The sequence below is a fragment of the Sulfurospirillum multivorans DSM 12446 genome (genome assembly GCF_000568815.1).
GTDB classification, from domain to species: domain Bacteria; phylum Campylobacterota; class Campylobacteria; order Campylobacterales; family Sulfurospirillaceae; genus Sulfurospirillum; species Sulfurospirillum multivorans.
Genome location: NZ_CP007201.1, coordinates 63,788 through 81,596, shown reverse-complemented (window position 1 = coordinate 81,596; position 17,809 = coordinate 63,788). Strand labels below are relative to the sequence as shown.

Below are 17,809 nucleotides of genomic sequence, written 5' to 3'. Positions count from 1 at the left end.
TTCACGCATGCATCTTTCAATATTCCCTCTTTACATGTAACATATCTTTCTCTTTCTTATACCAAATGATTTTATACCTCACATGAGAATAAATTCCATTTCTTAGGATTCATAGTATTTTAAAAGTGCCTATTGGTGGGATTCTGTAATTTTTATTCAATTTTAGCTACTATTGAGCAAGATTTTACACGATACTGGAATCAAATGCGTATGAAACCTCAAGTTCGTTTTATCATTTTTTGTGTCAAATGTATGGTAGGGATTTCTCTTCTATCGACGTATGCTTCTGCCTTTAATGGTGAGCCTACGAAAGTGACATTGCAACTCTCTTGGTTTCATCAATTCCAATTTGCGGGCTACTATATCGCAAAAGAAAAAGGGTACTACAAAGAGGCGGGGCTTGATGTTGAGATTCTACCTTTTCAATTTGGGGCAAACAGCGTTCATGACGTTGTAGCACAGAAAACGGATTTTGCCATTGGAAGAGAGACCTTGATTGTAGAGCGAGCGCTCAATCAAAAGATTGTCGCCCTTTATGCTCTGTTTCAAACTTCGCCTTTGATTTTTATCACCAAAGAATCTTCTGCCATTAACTCTTTACACCATTTTGCGGGCAAACGCCTCATGGCAACATTGAACGACTCTTCTGAAGTCTCTTTAAAAGCCATGCTCAACTCGTACCATCTGAAGCCTCAAGATTATGCCTTTATCGAACATAGCCACACGATTAACGATTTGATCGATGGAAAAGTCGATATTATGTCCGCGTATCTCTCAAAAGCGCCCTTTGATTTGAAAGAAAAAGGGATTTCGTACACGATTTTTCATCCCAAAGAGTATGGGTTTGATATGTACAGTGATTTTTTATACACCAACGAAGCGCTCATCAAGAAAAATCCAAAGCTCGTTGAAGCATTTAAGCAAGCCTCTCTCAAAGGATGGCAATACGCTTACGCTCATATTGAAGAGAGTGCCGAGCTTATCTTGGAAAAATACAACACTCAAAATCTCTCTAAAGAAGCGTTAATCTATGAAGGGGAAGAGCTTAAAAAACTCTCTTATTATAAAACTGAAACGCTCGGTAAAATGGATAAAAACAAGCTTCAGAGAATTTATGACCTCTACAATGTCATGGGGTATATTCCCACCAAAATGAAGATTGAGGATTTTGTGCAAGACCGTTTTGGTGAGCTAAGTGACACAGAAAAAGCCTATTTGGAAGCAAAGAAAGAGATAAAAGTCTGTTCAGATCCCAATTGGATGCCCTTTGAAAAAATTGAAAATGGCAAACTTAAGGGTCTGAGTGTGGATTATCTCAATCTTATAGAGCCTATCACGGGCATACCCTTTACCCTTGTTCCAACCGCTAGCTGGGAAGAGTCTTTACGGTATGCCAAAGAGCGCAAATGCGACATTTTTTCACTCGCCATGAGCACTCCTGAAAATGAGCGCTATATGATCTATACCCGACCGTATCTCTCAACGCCGATCGTTATAGCAACCACCAATGATAAATTTTTTATTGCTAAAGCGGAAGATATTCTGGATAAAAAAATAGGTGTGGTAAAGGGTTATTCGCTCGTAGCATTATTAAAGACGGACTACCCCACAATCCAGCTCGTTGAAGTCAAAAACATCAAAGAAGGTCTTGAAAAAGTAGCCAGAGGCGAGCTGTACGGTTTTGTTGATAGCTTGATGACGGTGGGCTATATGATCCAAAAAGAGTACCCCAATATGCTAAAAATTGCGGGGAAAATGAACCAATCATGGGATATGGGCTTTGCTGCACGCAATGATGAGCCTGAGCTTGCACAGATTTTGGAAAAAGTACTGAGTACCCTTGATGAAAATACCCAACAGTCCATTACAACCAAATGGGTTAACATTCGCTATGAAAATGGATTTGACTATGCTCTTTTTTGGCAATTGGCTTTTATTGTACTCCTACTTTTTATACTGCTCATGTATCGCTACCGAGTCATGCAACGCTACAACACCAAAATCAAAAAACACATCGAAGTGATCGATCAGTACGTGCTTTTCATCAGTGCCAATAACGAAGGTATCATTACCAATGTCAGTGAAGCGCTGTGTCAATTAAGTGGCTACACCAAAGAGGAGTTGATGGGAGAATCGGAAACGATTTTAAACCATCCTGATGTTTCGACAAAACTGTTTGAAACGGCTTTAAAAGCAGCTCTCAAAGCTCAAACATGGGAAGGTGAGCTTAAAAGCATCAAAAAAAATGGCGTGATTTATTGGGTTCATGCGCGTATTTCACCTATCGTTGCCAAAGATGGAACGATTCAAGGCTATAACAGTTTTAGAGTAGACATTACCGACAAAAAGCGTATCGAAGAGATTTCGCAAACCGACCAATTGACTCAAATTTACAACCGACTCTCGTTGGATCAACACTATCAAAAAGAGCTTTTACGCGCTTCTCGTTCTCCCACCAATCTCTTTTCGCTGATCCTAATCGACATTGACTATTTCAAAGACATTAACGACTCTTACGGTCATACTATGGGCGATACCATTTTGGTGGAGCTGGCACAATTGATCAAACTGCATATTAGATCCATCGATATTTTTGGACGTTGGGGAGGCGAAGAGTTCTTGATTATCTGTCCGAACACCGCGCAAAAAGAGGCGTCTCGTTTGGCAGAAAAACTGCGCCTTATCATCGAAGAGCACTCTTTTGGAACGCGTATTTTTCAAACATGCAGCTTTGGTGTTAGCCAGTATCAAGAGAATGACACCAAAGACAGCATGTTTATCCGTGCAGATAAAGCACTTTATGCCGCTAAAACGACAGGAAGAAACAGGGTTATGACTATTTAATCTAACGCGTTTACAATTTCCACTTTGATCGACTTAAAGGCTGCCGTTAAAATGAGTTCATCACATCTGTCGCCAAACAGATTATTGATTTTTGATTTGGCGTGATGAAAGGTGCAAAAAAGCGTTTTTTGCTTTACTTTGTCGGTAAATTTAACCGTAAGTGGCGCACTTTGCCCAAACTCGGTTTTGAGTATGACTTTTTCACTGGTAAAATCTGCCGCGTCCTCTTCATGCACTAACAAAATCGTTTCATCGTAGCGTTTATTGAGCTTTTCACAACGACTGGTTTGCGAAGCGTTGTTGTACTGAGCTAAGGTTCTTCCAGTGGTAAGATGATAGCCTGTGAGTCTTTTCTCCTGTATCTCTTGCACCATTCCACGAAGCTGATAGGGATGGTAGTGAAACTCACCATAACCATCTTCGGTTCTAAAGTCTAGTTGATGCAAGATCGGTGTATCCTCGGTGTGTACGGGCCATTGTAGTCCACGCACGCGGTGGCGCTCTAGTCTGTTGTAGCTTGCACCCGAAAAACGTCGGTAAGCCACTTCGCGTACTTCATCCCAAATCTGTTTGGAGTCTTCATACGCGTAGCTTCCGCCCATTTTGTTACCCAGCAGTTTGATCACTTCCCAGTCATCGGGCAAGTCAGACTTTACAAGCGGTTGCGAAAGGTGAAGACGGCGCATGGCGTTGACGTAAACACCTGTTTTTTCATAGGCAGATTTCACGCCGATGACAATATCCGCTCGATTAGCGATTTCTGTCATAAAAAGCTCTTGCACCATAATGAATTCTACATTATCAAGCGCATGATTGACTTTGTTACTGTTGGGGTGAACGTGGGTGAGGTCTTCTCCCATATTGATGATTGCTTTCATGCGACCCTCTAGCATCTCATCGACCAACTGTGGCGTCATCAACCCTATCTCTTTAGGTGTTTGATAATCGGGGTCGTAGTAAGGCAGCATACCCATATCACACGCACCTTGGACGTTGTTTTGCCCACGAAGCGGCATAAGCCCTGCACCTTGTTTTCCAATGTTACCTGTCATAAGCGCTAAATGCGTTATCGCCATAACAGCGTACGAACCATCGATGTGTTCTGTAATGCCCAATCCCCAAAAGATCATCGATCGTTTAAGTGCGTATTCACGCGCCACTTTGGGGATGAGTTTACTTAGGCTTTCATAGCCTTCAATGCTTTCAAAATACTTTGGATTAGCATACGGATCATTGAGTATTTTTGTTTTAAACGCTTCAAAACCTTTGGTGCGATCTGAGAGAAAATGCTCATTGTAAAGCTCTTCGGTGATAATGACGTACGCCATCATATTCAAAACAAGCAAATTGGCTTCGTGAGGGATGATGCCTTTGTATTTGGCAAAGCGGTGCAAGGTAATTTCTCGCACATCAAACACGGCTAGATTATCGTGTTTGCTTGCCATATCGACGATGCGGTTGGAGATAATCGGATGCGCTTCGGTGGTGTTGGAGCCAAAAACGATCATAAATTCGGCGTTGTAGATGTCATTGTAAGGATTGGTCGCCGCACCCTCGCCGATGGTCGTGCGCATGCCTTTAAGGCTTGGAGAGTGACAAATGCGCGCGCAGTTATCGACATGGGGAGAGTTCAGCGTATGACGGGTAAATTTTTGAAGTAGGTACGAACTTTCACACGAGGTTCGTGCTCCTCCGATGGAGCAGACACTTGTTCGTCCATACTTTGCTTGAATCTCTTGAAGCTTCATCGCCGCCGCGGTGGTTGCAGCATCGAGTGTTGTCTCAACCCACGTCTCATCCAAATCGTTTACATGTAAAGAAATCGCTTCGTAAATTACAGGGTTTTGAGCCAAAAAGCTTTTACGAATACGTGGGATTCTGAGACGATCAGGAGCATCCACAAACTCAAAGCCATATTTGCCTTTGACACACAGATTTCCCTCTGAGACCACACCTTCAGGATGGGCGAAAATGCTTTGGATTTTATTATCTTTGACATTGGCGGCGATGTCGCACCCCACACCACAATAGGTACAGACGCTGTCTATGACTTCAACGTGTTCCATATTTATTCACCTTTGGTATAGAAAAAGTCTCCATGAACGAACTCATTTTTGATCTTTTTAGTCGCACTCATCATCAGCGCATCGTAACGTGTTGCATCTATTTTTTGCTCGTTCATAAGCGCTTCTTTGTCTTTGCCACGTGCTTGTGCATTTAAGACTTCACACTCTTTTTTGGTCAATCTCTTTTTGAGAAGCAGTGCCAATTCTTCATCATTTTTGGTGAGGGGACGCGACTCACCCATCACCATCTGGATGATTTTTCGTGCTTCCAATTCTTGTAATTTCATAGTAACCTCTTATAAGTAATTGCGCGTATTATAGCCTAACGAATCTTTTGCTATACTCTTTTCCATGGAAAAAAACAGACTCAACTCACATTACGATGTCATCATCGTAGGCTCAGGACCTGCAGGTCTAGGTGCAGCATTTAAGCTTGCTGAAAATTCTCAACACTCCATTTTACTCGTTGAAAAAAAGAAGATAAGCTCAGGCGGCTTGCGCAACGACTGCAAGCAAAACTACACGTATCCCGTGGGTTTTCCGTGTGAGCATTGGAGCAAAGAAGAGGCGGAGGAGTTGCTCAAAGAGGTCGCTTCTCATCTGAACCCTACAATTGAAACAAAAATTAACATTGAAAAATACGCGGCACGTGCGAAAAAAATTGGGGTTGAAATCCTCAGTATCGACCAAGCACATGTCGGAACTGACAAATCCTCAGAGCTGATTGGGAACTTGATTGATGCGCTCAAAGTCTTACATGTAAACGTCGCGCTTAAAACAGAAGTGCACAGCATTCACGCCAAGAAGAAAACCATCTTGCTTGAAGATGACACCCGCATCTCCTTTAATCACCTCATTTTAGCCCCAGGCCGTGCCGATTATGATTGGTTGCAAGAGCAGATGGACACGCTGGGTGTAACCTACAGCGACAATATCGTGGACATTGGTGTGAGGATCGAAACGAAAGAGGAAAATTACCCCATTGTGCGGGATTATTATGACCCTAAGATTCTCTTTCCAGGAAAAGTACGCACCTTTTGTACCAACTCAGGGTGTGCGCATATCGTGCGTGAAAAATACAAAGGCTACTACTCCATCAATGGTCATTCGCTCTCACGTGAAAACGAACGCAACAATTTAGTCAATTTTGCGATGCTCAAAACCATTCGCCTCACCGAACCCGTCGTCAGCGGTCAGCAATTTGGAAAGATTTTGGGCGAGATGGTGATGCAACTCAGCGGTGGCTCTGTCATCATGCAGCGCGTGGGGGATTTTCGCATGGGAGCACGCTCTAAGGCGGAGACGTTTAACAACGATTTGTACGACTTTGAACCCACCTTAAAAAGTGCGGTTGCAGGGGATTTGTCTTTGTGCATGCCCGCAAAGATCTTACGAGACATTTGGAAATCACTCAAGATGCTTGACACGATCATCCCAGGCGTCCTTCACCCCTCAACCATCATTTACTACCCCGAAATTAAAACCTACTCGAATAAACCAGCGTTTATTAATAAACACTTTTGCGTCAAAGAAGGCTACTACATCATCGGAGACGGCGCAGGAACCAGCAGAGGCATCACCGCCGCATGGGCTTCAGGCATTCGCGCCGCACACGGTATTTTAAAGGAGAACGTATGATACTTTACATTCACGGATTTGGCTCCAGTGGCGAGGCGAGTAAAGCGAAATTGCTTCGTGCCTATTGCCACGAAAAAGGCATTGCTTTCATTGCGCCATCTTTGCCTACGATTCCCGATCTTGCGATTAAAACACTCAGTGAACTGATCGAATCGTATCAAGAGCCAGTGTATCTTATGGGCTCATCGCTTGGTGGGTATTACGCGCTTTATCTCAGCGATAAGTACAACCTTAAAGCCGTGCTTATCAATCCTGCGGTGAATGCGTCCGAGACGCTTGAGCGCGCCATTGGGCATGGGGTGAATTACTACGATAACAGCACGTACGAATGGAACGCATCGCATTTGGAGATGCTTGAGAGTTATGAGATTGAAGAGCCCAATCTTGAAAATCTTTTACTGCTTTTGCAAAAAGGCGATGAGGTGTTAGATTATGAAGAGGCGCTTGATTTTTTAGAGGGAGCGAAGATGGTCGTGGAAGAGGGTGGCAATCACAGCTTTGAAGGGCTGGATCGCCATTTTGAGACTATTCAACGCTTTTTCGGCGTCGCTTTAAAATTGTAATATTATTGAGCATCTTAACGGCAAAAAGCGTTAAGATCGTTCCAATGATGATGAAAAGATCCACTTTTTCGTCTAAGAAAATGGCACTGAGCCCAATCGCAGAAAACGGTACTAAAAAGACAAAAGAGCTCACCTCGGCTGCGCCTAATTTTTCAATTCCTAAAAAGAAAATGGTATTGGCAAAGGTGGAAGCAGCGAGGGAGATCAAAAGCATGTTAATCCAAAAGATGCCATCAAACGTTTCAAAAGGCATCGCGCTCACATCCACTAACAAAACGCAATCCAACACAACGGTCATAATGTACATGTAAAACGTAAAAACAATCGGCGAAATCTTCGTTGATTTGGAGCTGATAATCGTCAAAATCGCCCATAAAAAAGCGGCAATGATAAAGTAAAGATTTTGGATCAGCAAAATGTGTGCGAGATCAAATGTCCAAATATGAAGCATCGTCAAAACACCCACAGCCCCCAAAGCAAGGGCAAACAAATCTTTAGAACTCACCTTTTTAACCCCCATCAAAGCGAGTAAAACAAAGGTTAAGATGGGAATCATCGTGGTCACCATCGCCCCACCCAAAGAGGCGGTTCCAAACTTCGTACCAAGGTAATAGTATTTGTTGTAAAAGATCAGCGCAAGGGCGACTAAAACAACCAACCCAAAGCTTTTGAGGTCAATTTTGAACGAATGTTTCAGCCAAATAATGATCGGAACCATCGTAATGGCAGTGATGCCAAAGCGTAAAAAGATCATCTCATACGCACTGATATAGTGCCCTAAAATTTTCACGTTCACCCACGAACCACCCCACGCGAGCATCGCGATGAAGAGTAAAAAGAAGAAAAGATTTTTATGTGTCATAGCCAACTCCTTGGCGCAAAGTGTACTCTTTTTAAATTTAGGTGTATAGAATAAAATTGCTTTTTTGAAGCAGTGTTTTGGGAGAATAGCCGTAAATTTTGCGAAACGTGCGGATGAAATGGGACTGGTCGCTAAAGCCGGCATGCAGTCCTGCAAGGCTTAATGATTCGCCTTCGAGTACGAGCGTTTTGGCTTTGCAGACGCGCTGTGCTAAGATGTATTGGTGCGGGGTGAGCCCTGTGTGATGGGTAAAAAGCCTTAGAAAATGGTACTTACTCACCTTTGCTGTTCCAGCAAGTGCGTCTAAACTAATGTCGGAAGCGATGTTGTCGTGAATGTACTCCACCACCATAGACATCGCTTTGGGATCTTTACATGTAAAAGGATAAGGCGAGGTTTGATGCGCGTAATGCGCGATGAGATAGGAGAGGGCGGCGATGAGCTTGGACTCCAAAAGCATCGCCGTTTCGTTAGCATAAACCGCTTGAAAAAAGAGGAGTAATCGAGCGTAGAGTTCATCATCTTGGATGATGTGTTTCTCAAAAATCGGCATCTTTTTCTCGCCGTACATCTGCTCGTAAAGCGTGCTTAAGAGCTCAATGCTGGGGTAAAAATTGGTGTATTGCCACGCGTGTGAATCCCCACCGTGAATTTCACCAGGGTTAATGATGCGCGCCGAACGCTCATAGGCTTGGGTGATTTTATGCTCATGAAGAGACGTAAACATGCCATGATGCGTTAGCCCAATCGTGTAGGTGTCGTGAAAGTGGCAGGAAAAACTACTGGTCGAATCGGCGATATTTTCAAACGCCGTGTCGCTGAGTAACGTGGTTTTCATGGCAAAAGTATAACGCAATTGTGCTTTTAATAGCGTGTAAATTTCACCGCTTGCGCTTTGCCTTCGATGCCGCTCAGTCGATTCCACGAGGCACCAAGTTTGGTGTAACGCACGTAAATGAGCGCGTCCGCACCCTTTTTCACCGCTTCATCTTTGAGCTTCGCTTCCGCTTCCGCTTGGGTCGGCTCTTCGCCCCACGGATTGAGTTTGGTCAGTGTCACGCTGACTTCACCAAGGCTGGTGTAAGGGCGATCGGTAATATCAAGATCGTACATCAAAACAGTACTTGGTAGTGCGATTTTAGCTTCTGTCACAACAGTAGGAGCGGGCGTTTCAGGGGCTTTTTGGCTCCAAAAATTATAATTAAAACTCATGCTACAGCCTGAAAAAAATGCAACACTCATCACGATGACCAACCACTGTTTCATCCATTGCTCCTTAAAAATTATACGGTAGTCTAGCAAAACAGTGTTAATGTTTTACATGTAAGCTTTTGATCTTCCATAAAATCACCATGCGCACAAGAAAAAGACCGCTCAAAAGTCCATAACACAGGCTGATACTCAGCATAAACCAAGGCTCATACACCATGGCTAACTCTCTCGCGAAGGCAACACTCACCGCAAATTTGAGTCCAAAGATCACCATCATCACGCAAAGCCAAAACCAACTGCCTTTCACCGCAAACGCATTACGCTCTTCCATAAAAATAGCGTTATACAAAATCCTGACGCGAATGCCAAGTGCTAGCACAATGATCATTCCAAGACTCCACGCCACAATGCCCATACTCATCCCAAAGGCGGAAACAACCCCATAAATAGACAAAAGCATCATCATGCAAGGCACGATGAATGCGCGAAAATAGGGCACAATACGATCCTTGCTCTGCATCCATCCTAAAATCACTAACACGCTAAAAAGAAAATAAACCCACAATGGGGTGTGCTCCAAAATCGCCATCATCCTAAAGACTCCTTGAGCTATAACCTATCAGCCATTTTATCATATAATAAAGCTCCCACAAGGAGATACCATGCAAAACGTGATCCTATCTATTGCAAAACAAGCCATCAAAGACGGCTTGGAGCACACTTCGACTATCGATACAAACGCCCTTCTGAAACACTACCCTGAATTTTCCAAACCCAAAGCGACCTTTGTAACGCTTACTCTTGATGGTCAGCTTCGTGGCTGCATCGGCTCACTTATCGCGCATCGACCCTTTTTGGACGACCTCATTTACAACGCCAAAGCCGCCGCGTTTGATGACCCACGTTTTTATCCACTCAGTTCTGAAGAGTTTTTACATGTAAGCATTGAAGTCTCGCTTTTAAGTGCGCCAGAAAGCGTGGAATACAGCGATACAACCGATCTCAAATCCAAAATTACCGTGGGAGAAGATGGCATTATTCTTCAAAAAGGGGCGCGAAAAGCGACTTTTTTACCCCAAGTTTGGGAGCAACTGCCTACGTTTGAACTCTTTTTTTCCCATCTCTGCCAAAAAGCAGGACTGGACGCACATTGCTTAGAAAGCCATCCTGACATTTCACGTTACAGGGTTAAAAAGGTGAAATAATGAACTACTTTAAAACGGAAGGTTCACGTTTAGTTTGCTTGCTCTGCGCACATTACTGCCACCTCAAAGAGGGACAAAGCGGCATCTGTGGTGTCAATAAAAACGTAGACGGCGCCATCAAAAATCTGGTGTACGGCTTTCCTGTGGCGTTGTATGTTGACCCTGTTGAGAAAAAACCGCTGTACCATTTTTTACCCGACACCCGAGCGCTCTCCTTAGGAACCATTGGCTGTAACTTCGTCTGTCCTTTTTGTCAAAATTGGAGTATTTCCCAAGAAAAAAAGTTACATGTAAAAGAGTTTATTACCCCAGAGCAAATCGTAGAGATGGCGCTCAAATACGAATGTGCCTCCATCGCCTACACCTACAATGAACCAACCATTTTTTACCCATACGCCCATGATATCGCTCTTTTGGCGCATGAACGAGGCATCAAAAATATCTTCGTTACGAACGGTTTTGAATCATCCGAAGTGCTTGACGACATGAAAGGCATCATCGACGCGGCAAATGTCGATCTAAAATCATTCAACCACGACTACTACAAAAAAGAGCTTGGAGGAGGGCTTGAAACGGTTTTAGAAACCCTCAAACATTTCAAGCGTAACGGCATTTGGGTCGAAGTGACCACGCTGATCATTCCATCAAAAAACGACTCAGACGCAGAGCTAGGCGCCATCGCTTCGTTTATTGCCAAAGAGTTGGGAGAAGAGACGCCGTGGCATATCAGCGCGTTTCATCCCGATTACCACGAACTTTCTCTTTCCGCCACACCGATAGAGACGCTCAAACGCGCCGAAACGCTCGGCAAAGAAGCAGGGCTCAAACACATCTACATCGGCAATGCCGGACTTGAGAACCCAACACGGTGCGTTACATGTAACGCGGTTTTGATTAAGCGCTACCGCTTTGATGTGATGGAAAACCATCTGATCAAAGATGCGCGCTGTCCTACATGTAAAACCAAACTCGCAGGAGTTTTTGATGAATAAACACCGAAAAAGTGCCGTTGCAGGCATGTTTTATCCCGATAACTGCAGTGAGATCAAACACTTTATCGACCATTTTACTAAAGCAATGCCTCCGTTGGAACTGGATGTCCTGCCTCGCGCACTCATCGTGCCCCACGCAGGCTACATTTACAGCGGATACACCGCCAATCTTGCCTATCACTACACCGCTTCAAAACGCTCCGACATCGAGCGTGTGGTCGTGCTAGGGCCAAGTCATCGTATCTACATTGCGGGTGCGTCCATCGCCTTGTTTGAGAGCTATCACACACCGTGCGGTGAAATCGAAATAGACCTCGAACTCAGCCATGCGCTTGAAAAACAGTTCGCTTTTCTAAGCTTCAACCCGCTCGCACACGAAGAGCACTCCACCGAAGTGCAGATGCCCTTGATTCGCCACTACTTTAAACACGCCAAAGTCGTTGAAATCGTCTATGGCGACGTTACCTCTGGAGAACTCTCTCGCTTGATCGATGCGCTACTCAAAGATGAAAAAACACTTCTGGTCATCAGCACTGATCTGAGTCATTTTTACACCGAAGAGGAAGCCAATGCGCTTGATCAGGCTTGCATCGATGCTATCTCACATCTTGATCTTCACGCCCTAACGCACGGCTGTGAAGCGTGTGGCATAACAGGCGTAAAAGCAATGGTTCAAAGCGCACTTACACGCAATTTTCAAGCCCATTTTTTAGATTACCGCACAAGTTTTGCACGCAGTAACGATGCGAGTCGCGTGGTCGGTTATGCCTCGTTTGTGCTGGGATAAGGTTAGTTGTGTGCATTAATTTTCTTCCTCGACGGCCTGTGTTATACTTTCGCATTCACACTCAAAGGCTATTAATGCAACCTAAAAAAGATTATTTTCATGAAAAATCAAAACAGTATGAAAAAGAAGCTGCGCGCACCAACAACGTCAAAAACATTGGTGAAGCTATTTTAGAGAGACTAACGTATGATAAAACGACAACCCATGTGATGGATTTTGGCTCAGGCACAGGGCTTTTGACCGAACAGATCGCTCCCTTTGTGCGCAAAATGACCACCATTGATATTTCTCCTTCGATGAACGAAGCGCTTCGTGCCAAGAAAGAGCAACTCGGGTGTGAGCTGAACATGTTAGAGCTTGACTTGGTCAGTAGCGAGCTGGATGAGAACTTTGATGGTATCATCTCTTCGATGACGATTCACCATGTCGAAGATGTACAAGCCCTCTTTCACAAATTTCATCGCTTGCTCAACCGTGGAGGTACCATTGCGCTGGCGGATTTGGACAAAGAAGATGGCAGTTTTCACACCGAAGATATGGGCGTGTTTCACTTTGGTTTTGACCAAGAAGTGTTTGCTACTTGGGCTCAAAATGCAGGATTTGAGGATGTCTCTATCGAAATTGTCAGCGTGGCGAAAAAACCTTATGGAGACTACCCCATCTTTTTACTCACCGCACGCAAGCAGTAAAAGACTCTGTTGTGAAATGCTCCCACATTTCACAACAACTTCACCCACACCTTAACCAATTATTCCTCTTTAGAAGAGCTTTTTTTGCGTAAAAATTCTTTACATGTAACGCTAAAATGGCGATAAATTTACCCTAGAAAAGCGTTCATGTTTTGAAATGTAACTTATTTTTAACACAATATTTTAATTTCTTTATATTTTTTGAACTAGTACCTAAAATTGAACTATTTTAAGAGTAAATTAGTAACACTTAAGATTAATTCGCACTATTTTTGTGGTGTAAAGAGCCATATGTGAAGAGACCGTAAGAGTTTTTTAAGAGCTCTTACGGTTAAAAGTCTACTGTTTAGATCTCGTCTGCAAGCGCTACGTTGTACAAAATATCATCCGTTGGATGGCGATACATCGGCATTCCAAGGCGTTTTTCATCCAAGATGTGCCCTATAAATCCAATGGATCGTCCCAAAACAAACAGCGCATTGAGTGTTCCTGCTTCGATAAAATTATCGATTTCATGCTCCGCATACCCTAGTGAACGCCACATATCAACCATCAAAACACCGATGGTTCCATCAACATTTAAGATGAGATTGTCTTTTTTAGAGGTCGTTATCGCCTCGACCTCTAGGGCAAATTCAAGCAATGAAGTCTGCGGAAAATGCGCTTTTGCGTACTTTTTCAAGCCTGAGACCCGCAAATCGGGATTGCGTACCGACTTGACACGATGACCAATGCCTGAGATCGTTTTACCCTCTTTTTTCATATAGTCCAAAAACTCACTGGCACTCATCGTGTTATCGTTTGCGTATTTAAAATAGCGTGCCGCATCATCAATCGCCCCACCAAAGCGAGGACCTATGGTTAAAAGACCGCTCACAAGTGAGCTTACCATGTCTTTTCCTGCGCGTGCAGTTACCTTGGCATTGTGCGCTCCAGAAACAGCAGGACCATGATCCGCAACCGTCTTTAAAACGGTTTCAATATAATCCGTTGCCCATTTGGGGTAGCGTTTTTTAAACCATAAAAGCGCAATCACATCACCAATGCCAAAGCCCGTTTCAGGCGTTGCTAAAGAGCTAATAGGATAGCCTGCATAGGTCGCTTCATCGCCCCTGTCGTCTGAAATCGTACAGATAAACTCTTTTCCTCGACGGATTTTAGGGATGATTCTAAGCTCAGGCTCGATGATTTTTTCAATCACACCTTGCTCGCAAAGCATGGTATAGACTTTAGCAATGGTATGTGGCAAATCATTAAAACTTGCTGGTACATGTAAGCCAGCTTCTGCCATCGCTTTGTTTTTAGCCCCTGCCGTTTCAGCATCCGCATTAGCAGAAGCCCCCGCATGTCCAAACTGCACGCCTGAGCTAAAATACTTCGCAATCGTTCCGATACACCACGCAATTACAGGCTTTTTGATGCGACCTGATTTGACCGCCTCGATGACTTTATACTCTTCCAATCCTCCCACTTCGCCTAGAAGCACCAAGTATTTGACATTGGGATTGTCTTCCATGCGAAGAAGATTGTCGATAAAAACAGAGCCAACAAAACGATCTCCACCAATAGCAATGCCCTCAGCAATACCATCCGCGTGCATCGCAATAATATTGCCAAGCTCGTTAAAAAGCCCACCTGAACGGGTCACAAGTCCGCATGAACCTCCTCGATGCAGCTTTGAAGCGATGATATTCTCAATCGTTCCCCCGATATTGGCGATTTTAAATGCCCCCGGAGCGATGCCACCCACCGTAGCAGGTCCTATAATCACAACGCCTGCATCACGCCCTGCTTGGTTCATCTTTCGAGCAAGCCTCTCAGGAATGCCCTCTGCTGTGACCATAATCATCCTAAAATGCCCTCGGATACCAATCGCCTCCATCGTTACGTCATACGCGGTACGAAACGAAGCAAAATTAAGCAATATATCTGCTTGCGGATAGGCATTTGCGGCATCAATAGTGTTTCTAAAAATTGGCACCATAATCTCATCAGCACCGTAAAAAAACTTTTCAAATTTGTTGTTGGATGTAGGTGCTACAATCGCCGCCACAGAGGGCTTCATGCGATTGACACTGTAATCATAATCAAGCATTCTTTGAATAGCACTGGTATTGAGATTCCAAAAAATGGCCTGTGTCTCTTGGGTAAATAAAGCGCTCATCTTTGTCTCCTTAGTGTTCAAGTGCCATACGCACGATATCCGTGATATGGGTTTGAGGTCCGTAAACTTCGATAGAAAGACCCAAACGATCCGCCGCTTCTTTGATCTCTTTTAAACCCTTTTCATAATTAGGCCCGCCACGCCTTACATAGATGCGTGTACCAATCGTTTTCATTTTATCGGCGTACACCTCAAGGGCTTGGATAATGCCGGTAAACGTCTTAGCTACGTCCGTAAAATTGGCAATGGCACCTCCGATAATTAAAATTTTATCGCGCCCTTTTGGGTCTTTATGACGGGTCATCAAATCCAAAACCGTTTCAGCGTAAAAGCGTGTTTCATCCGTGGTAGGGCCACCTGAATACTCGCCATAATTTGCCAAATCGCTCACGTTACCACTCAAATCAGCAATCGTGTCGGCATACACCACCGAAGCACCACCCCCTGCAACCATCGTCCAGATGCGCCCCATAGGATTGAGCACGATCAGTTTCAAGGAAGCTCCCGATTTAGCGTCCGCATCAGCAATGGCTTTTTCTTCTGTGGATTGGTCTTCCATACCAAAAGCGGTTGGAAATTCTGCACCACACCAATCCTCTTTCATCATAAATCCCGCCGTATCATCCAACCGTGCCACCACATCCATAATGTGCATGTCATTGCCAATCATTACGATAGGATTGATCTCAAGATACGCAAAATTCATATCACGATAAAAGGTATAAAACTGCTCTGCAAATGTGATAAATCGCTCTTTATTTTCAGCGGGAATGCCCTCAGGCACATTGGCTCGAATCAGATGCGAGATGTTGGCTTCATCCATCATGATAGGAACCACCACCTCATTTACCTTACTCTCCCATCCCTCTTCCACTTCCATTCCACCCTCAGCAGAGAGGTACAGTACATCATCCTCCCCCACCGTTGTGGCACTAATGTAATACTCTTGATCTTCGCTGTGTGGCGTAAATGGCTCTACAATAAAGCGATTTAACGTGCCTTTTTGACCTGAGAGAAGAATCGTCTTATACGAAATCTTCTCATCAATCCAAGCTGCCGCATCTTCAAGCGTCACATCGCCTACTTTTTTTGTTTTGTATAAAACGAGGTTATTTTTGCCACGTTTACCAAAGAGCATATCGGGCTTTGCAACCAAAGGCACTTGTTTGAGCCACTCAAAACCATGCTCATTGGCTTTTGTGCGCAACGCATCGCCACTGCTAACTGAGACCGATCTAAATCCATAGTGAAATCCGCTAAAGTATTTTCCCCAATGTTTCGAAAAAATAGCTTTGCCATCGTATTCACAAATTCCCCTTTGTGCCATCTGCTACTTCTCCTGTTTTTCATTTTTACACGCTTCTTAGGCAAAGCCTAAAAAGCTACGTTGCACTAGGCGCTAAAGCTTGCCTCGTGCGAGGCAGAGGCTTAAGCATTTTTTAGTGCTTATTGTTTTTACACTTTAGACGCTTTCGAGGCAGAAGCTGTCGTTACCATGCTTTACATGTAAAGCTTCAAAAGTTATCTGGCACCCAGTAGAAATTACTTTGTCTCAAAAAACTTATTGAGATTAAGGACGTCAATTAATTCTCTGACTGAGCGTATGGATTCGGCAAAAAGTCTGTCTTGTTCGGCGTCTAAGCTTGGGGCAAATACCTGTTCTACCCCTCGTGCACCCAACATGACAGGAACACCGCTGACAACATCTTCATACGCATATTCACCCTCAAGCATCACGGCACAAGGATAGACCAGTTTTTTATCTTGCAAAATAGACTCAACCATCAGTGAAGTTGCCTTTGCAGGGGCATAATAGGCTGAGCCTGTTTGCAAATATCCCACGATTTCAGCGCCACCATTTTTCGTTTTGGAGACAATTTCATTGATCTCATTCCAATCCAAAAAATCGGTTAAAGGTAAGCCCGCAACCGTCGTAAAGCGAGGCAATGGAACCATCGTATCGCCGTGTCCACCGATGACTTGTGCCCTTACTTGACCGCCAAATTCAATCTTATGTTTATTAAAAATTGCCTCTTGAATATAATGTGCCATTCGAGCGCTGTCCAAAATGCCTGACATTCCTACAACCCTGCTTCTCTCCCACCCCGTCTCTTTAAGTGCCACATAGACCATTACATCCAGTGGGTTTGAAACAGGGATGATAATCGCGTTGGGTGAATACGTCTTAATATCACGCACAACTTCTTTCATGATTTGAGCATTTTTTATGAGCAAATCATTTCGATTCATTCCAGGGAGCCTTGGGCTTCCCGCTGTCACCACCACCAAATCACAATCTATTAACTGTGCAGGTGTTTCAGCAACTTTGACAGATGTACTCATTCTAGCCGCTTGAGCGGACTGACTCATATCAAGAGCCATCCCTTTAGCACGTTCAACTTTGTGATCACACAAGATGACTTCATGTGCTAAACCTCGCATAGCTATCGAGTAACCAACGGTTGAACCCACATTGCCAACACCGACAATGCCAACTCTTTTACTTTTCCCCATGCTATGCCTCCTTGTTTTTTTATTTTTGACACGCTTTTAGAGCAGAGCTCTAAAAACTACGCTAACGCTGTGTTCACTTCGGCAGTGAGCCCACGCGCCTATGGCGCTTTTACTGAAGTTCTTGCAGAACTTTTGACACGCTTTTAGAGCAAAGCTCAAAACGAAGTTTCTGTGAAAAAACTACGCTAACGCTGTGTTTGCTCTAGCAGTGCGCCAAAGCACGTTTGCAGTATAGCACCTAATCATACAAATTTTGTATGTTTTATATAAATA

General features: G+C 44.0%; 16 protein-coding genes. 7 read left to right on the top strand and 9 right to left on the bottom strand.

The window, feature by feature from the left end; genetic code table 11:
• Positions 1-204 precede the first annotated feature (204 nt).
• Positions 205-2,844 (top strand): ABC transporter substrate-binding protein, encoded by a 2,640-nt coding sequence (locus tag SMUL_RS00395; protein WP_025343292.1) that lies wholly within the window; start codon positions 205-207, stop codon positions 2,842-2,844.
• Here the strand turns inward: SMUL_RS00395 and SMUL_RS00390 are convergent.
• Together SMUL_RS00390 and SMUL_RS00385 are read right to left on the bottom strand one after the other, a co-directional pair.
• A complete protein-coding gene (locus SMUL_RS00390) occupies positions 2,841-4,910 on the bottom strand; it encodes a molybdopterin oxidoreductase family protein (RefSeq protein ID WP_025343291.1) in 2,070 nt (689 codons plus the stop codon). The genes SMUL_RS00395 and SMUL_RS00390 overlap by 4 nt on opposite strands.
• Positions 4,911-4,912: 2 nt before the next feature.
• Positions 4,913-5,197, bottom strand: coding sequence for a hypothetical protein (locus SMUL_RS00385; RefSeq protein ID WP_025343290.1), 285 nt, complete (start codon positions 5,195-5,197; stop codon positions 4,913-4,915).
• A gap of 64 nt (positions 5,198-5,261) precedes the next feature.
• Between SMUL_RS00385 and SMUL_RS00380 the strand changes: the two genes are divergently transcribed.
• Both SMUL_RS00380 and SMUL_RS00375 read left to right on the top strand, forming a co-directional pair.
• Positions 5,262-6,548: an NAD(P)/FAD-dependent oxidoreductase gene (locus SMUL_RS00380; RefSeq protein ID WP_025343289.1), complete on the top strand. Its 1,287-nt coding sequence runs from the start codon at positions 5,262-5,264 to the stop codon at positions 6,546-6,548.
• Positions 6,545-7,111 (top strand): YqiA/YcfP family alpha/beta fold hydrolase, encoded by a 567-nt coding sequence (locus SMUL_RS00375; protein ID WP_025343288.1) that lies wholly within the window; start codon positions 6,545-6,547, stop codon positions 7,109-7,111. The genes SMUL_RS00380 and SMUL_RS00375 overlap by 4 nt, the downstream gene beginning before the upstream one ends.
• Here the strand turns inward: SMUL_RS00375 and SMUL_RS00370 are convergent.
• The 4 genes from SMUL_RS00370 to SMUL_RS00355 are packed head-to-tail and all read right to left on the bottom strand — an operon-like array spanning position 7,074 to position 9,777.
• Complete coding sequence (locus SMUL_RS00370) at positions 7,074-7,973, bottom strand: DMT family transporter (protein WP_025343287.1); 900 nt, start codon at positions 7,971-7,973, stop codon at positions 7,074-7,076. The two genes, SMUL_RS00375 and SMUL_RS00370, sit on opposite strands and share 38 nt — an antisense overlap.
• A gap of 37 nt (positions 7,974-8,010) precedes the next feature.
• The gene (locus SMUL_RS00365; protein ID WP_223809738.1) at positions 8,011-8,898 is read right to left on the bottom strand and encodes an AraC family transcriptional regulator; all 888 of its coding nucleotides are present in this window, start codon (positions 8,896-8,898) and stop codon (positions 8,011-8,013) included.
• Positions 8,838-9,239, bottom strand: a complete 402-nt coding sequence (locus SMUL_RS00360) for a hypothetical protein (RefSeq protein WP_025343285.1) — start codon at positions 9,237-9,239, stop codon at positions 8,838-8,840. The genes SMUL_RS00365 and SMUL_RS00360 overlap by 61 nt, the downstream gene beginning before the upstream one ends.
• A gap of 43 nt (positions 9,240-9,282) precedes the next feature.
• On the bottom strand, positions 9,283-9,777 hold the full coding sequence (locus SMUL_RS00355) for a DUF6622 family protein (RefSeq protein WP_025343284.1): 495 nt from the start codon (positions 9,775-9,777) through the stop codon (positions 9,283-9,285).
• 70 nt (positions 9,778-9,847) lie between these two features.
• Here SMUL_RS00355 and amrA point away from each other — a divergent pair, with 70 nt between their 5' ends.
• From amrA to SMUL_RS00335, 4 genes are all read left to right on the top strand, one after another.
• Positions 9,848-10,390: an AmmeMemoRadiSam system protein A gene (gene amrA / locus SMUL_RS00350; RefSeq protein ID WP_025343283.1), complete on the top strand. Its 543-nt coding sequence runs from the start codon at positions 9,848-9,850 to the stop codon at positions 10,388-10,390.
• The gene (gene amrS / locus SMUL_RS00345) at positions 10,390-11,382 is read left to right on the top strand and encodes an AmmeMemoRadiSam system radical SAM enzyme (RefSeq protein ID WP_025343282.1); all 993 of its coding nucleotides are present in this window, start codon (positions 10,390-10,392) and stop codon (positions 11,380-11,382) included. The genes amrA and amrS overlap by 1 nt, the downstream gene beginning before the upstream one ends.
• Positions 11,375-12,169: an AmmeMemoRadiSam system protein B gene (gene amrB / locus SMUL_RS00340; RefSeq protein WP_025343281.1), complete on the top strand. Its 795-nt coding sequence runs from the start codon at positions 11,375-11,377 to the stop codon at positions 12,167-12,169. The genes amrS and amrB overlap by 8 nt, the downstream gene beginning before the upstream one ends.
• Positions 12,170-12,243: 74 nt before the next feature.
• The gene (locus SMUL_RS00335; protein ID WP_025343280.1) at positions 12,244-12,858 is read left to right on the top strand and encodes a class I SAM-dependent DNA methyltransferase; all 615 of its coding nucleotides are present in this window, start codon (positions 12,244-12,246) and stop codon (positions 12,856-12,858) included.
• A gap of 346 nt (positions 12,859-13,204) precedes the next feature.
• Here the strand turns inward: SMUL_RS00335 and SMUL_RS00330 are convergent, their stop codons facing one another.
• From SMUL_RS00330 to SMUL_RS00320, 3 genes are all read right to left on the bottom strand, one after another.
• Positions 13,205-15,022, bottom strand: a complete 1,818-nt coding sequence (locus SMUL_RS00330) for a citrate/2-methylcitrate synthase (protein WP_025343279.1) — start codon at positions 15,020-15,022, stop codon at positions 13,205-13,207.
• A 10-nt stretch (positions 15,023-15,032) separates the two neighbouring features.
• Positions 15,033-16,349, bottom strand: a complete 1,317-nt coding sequence (locus SMUL_RS00325) for an ATP citrate lyase citrate-binding domain-containing protein (RefSeq protein ID WP_025343278.1) — start codon at positions 16,347-16,349, stop codon at positions 15,033-15,035.
• A 215-nt stretch (positions 16,350-16,564) separates the two neighbouring features.
• Complete coding sequence (locus SMUL_RS00320; RefSeq protein ID WP_025343277.1) at positions 16,565-17,536, bottom strand: malate dehydrogenase; 972 nt, start codon at positions 17,534-17,536, stop codon at positions 16,565-16,567.
• Positions 17,537-17,809: the final 273 nt, after the last annotated feature.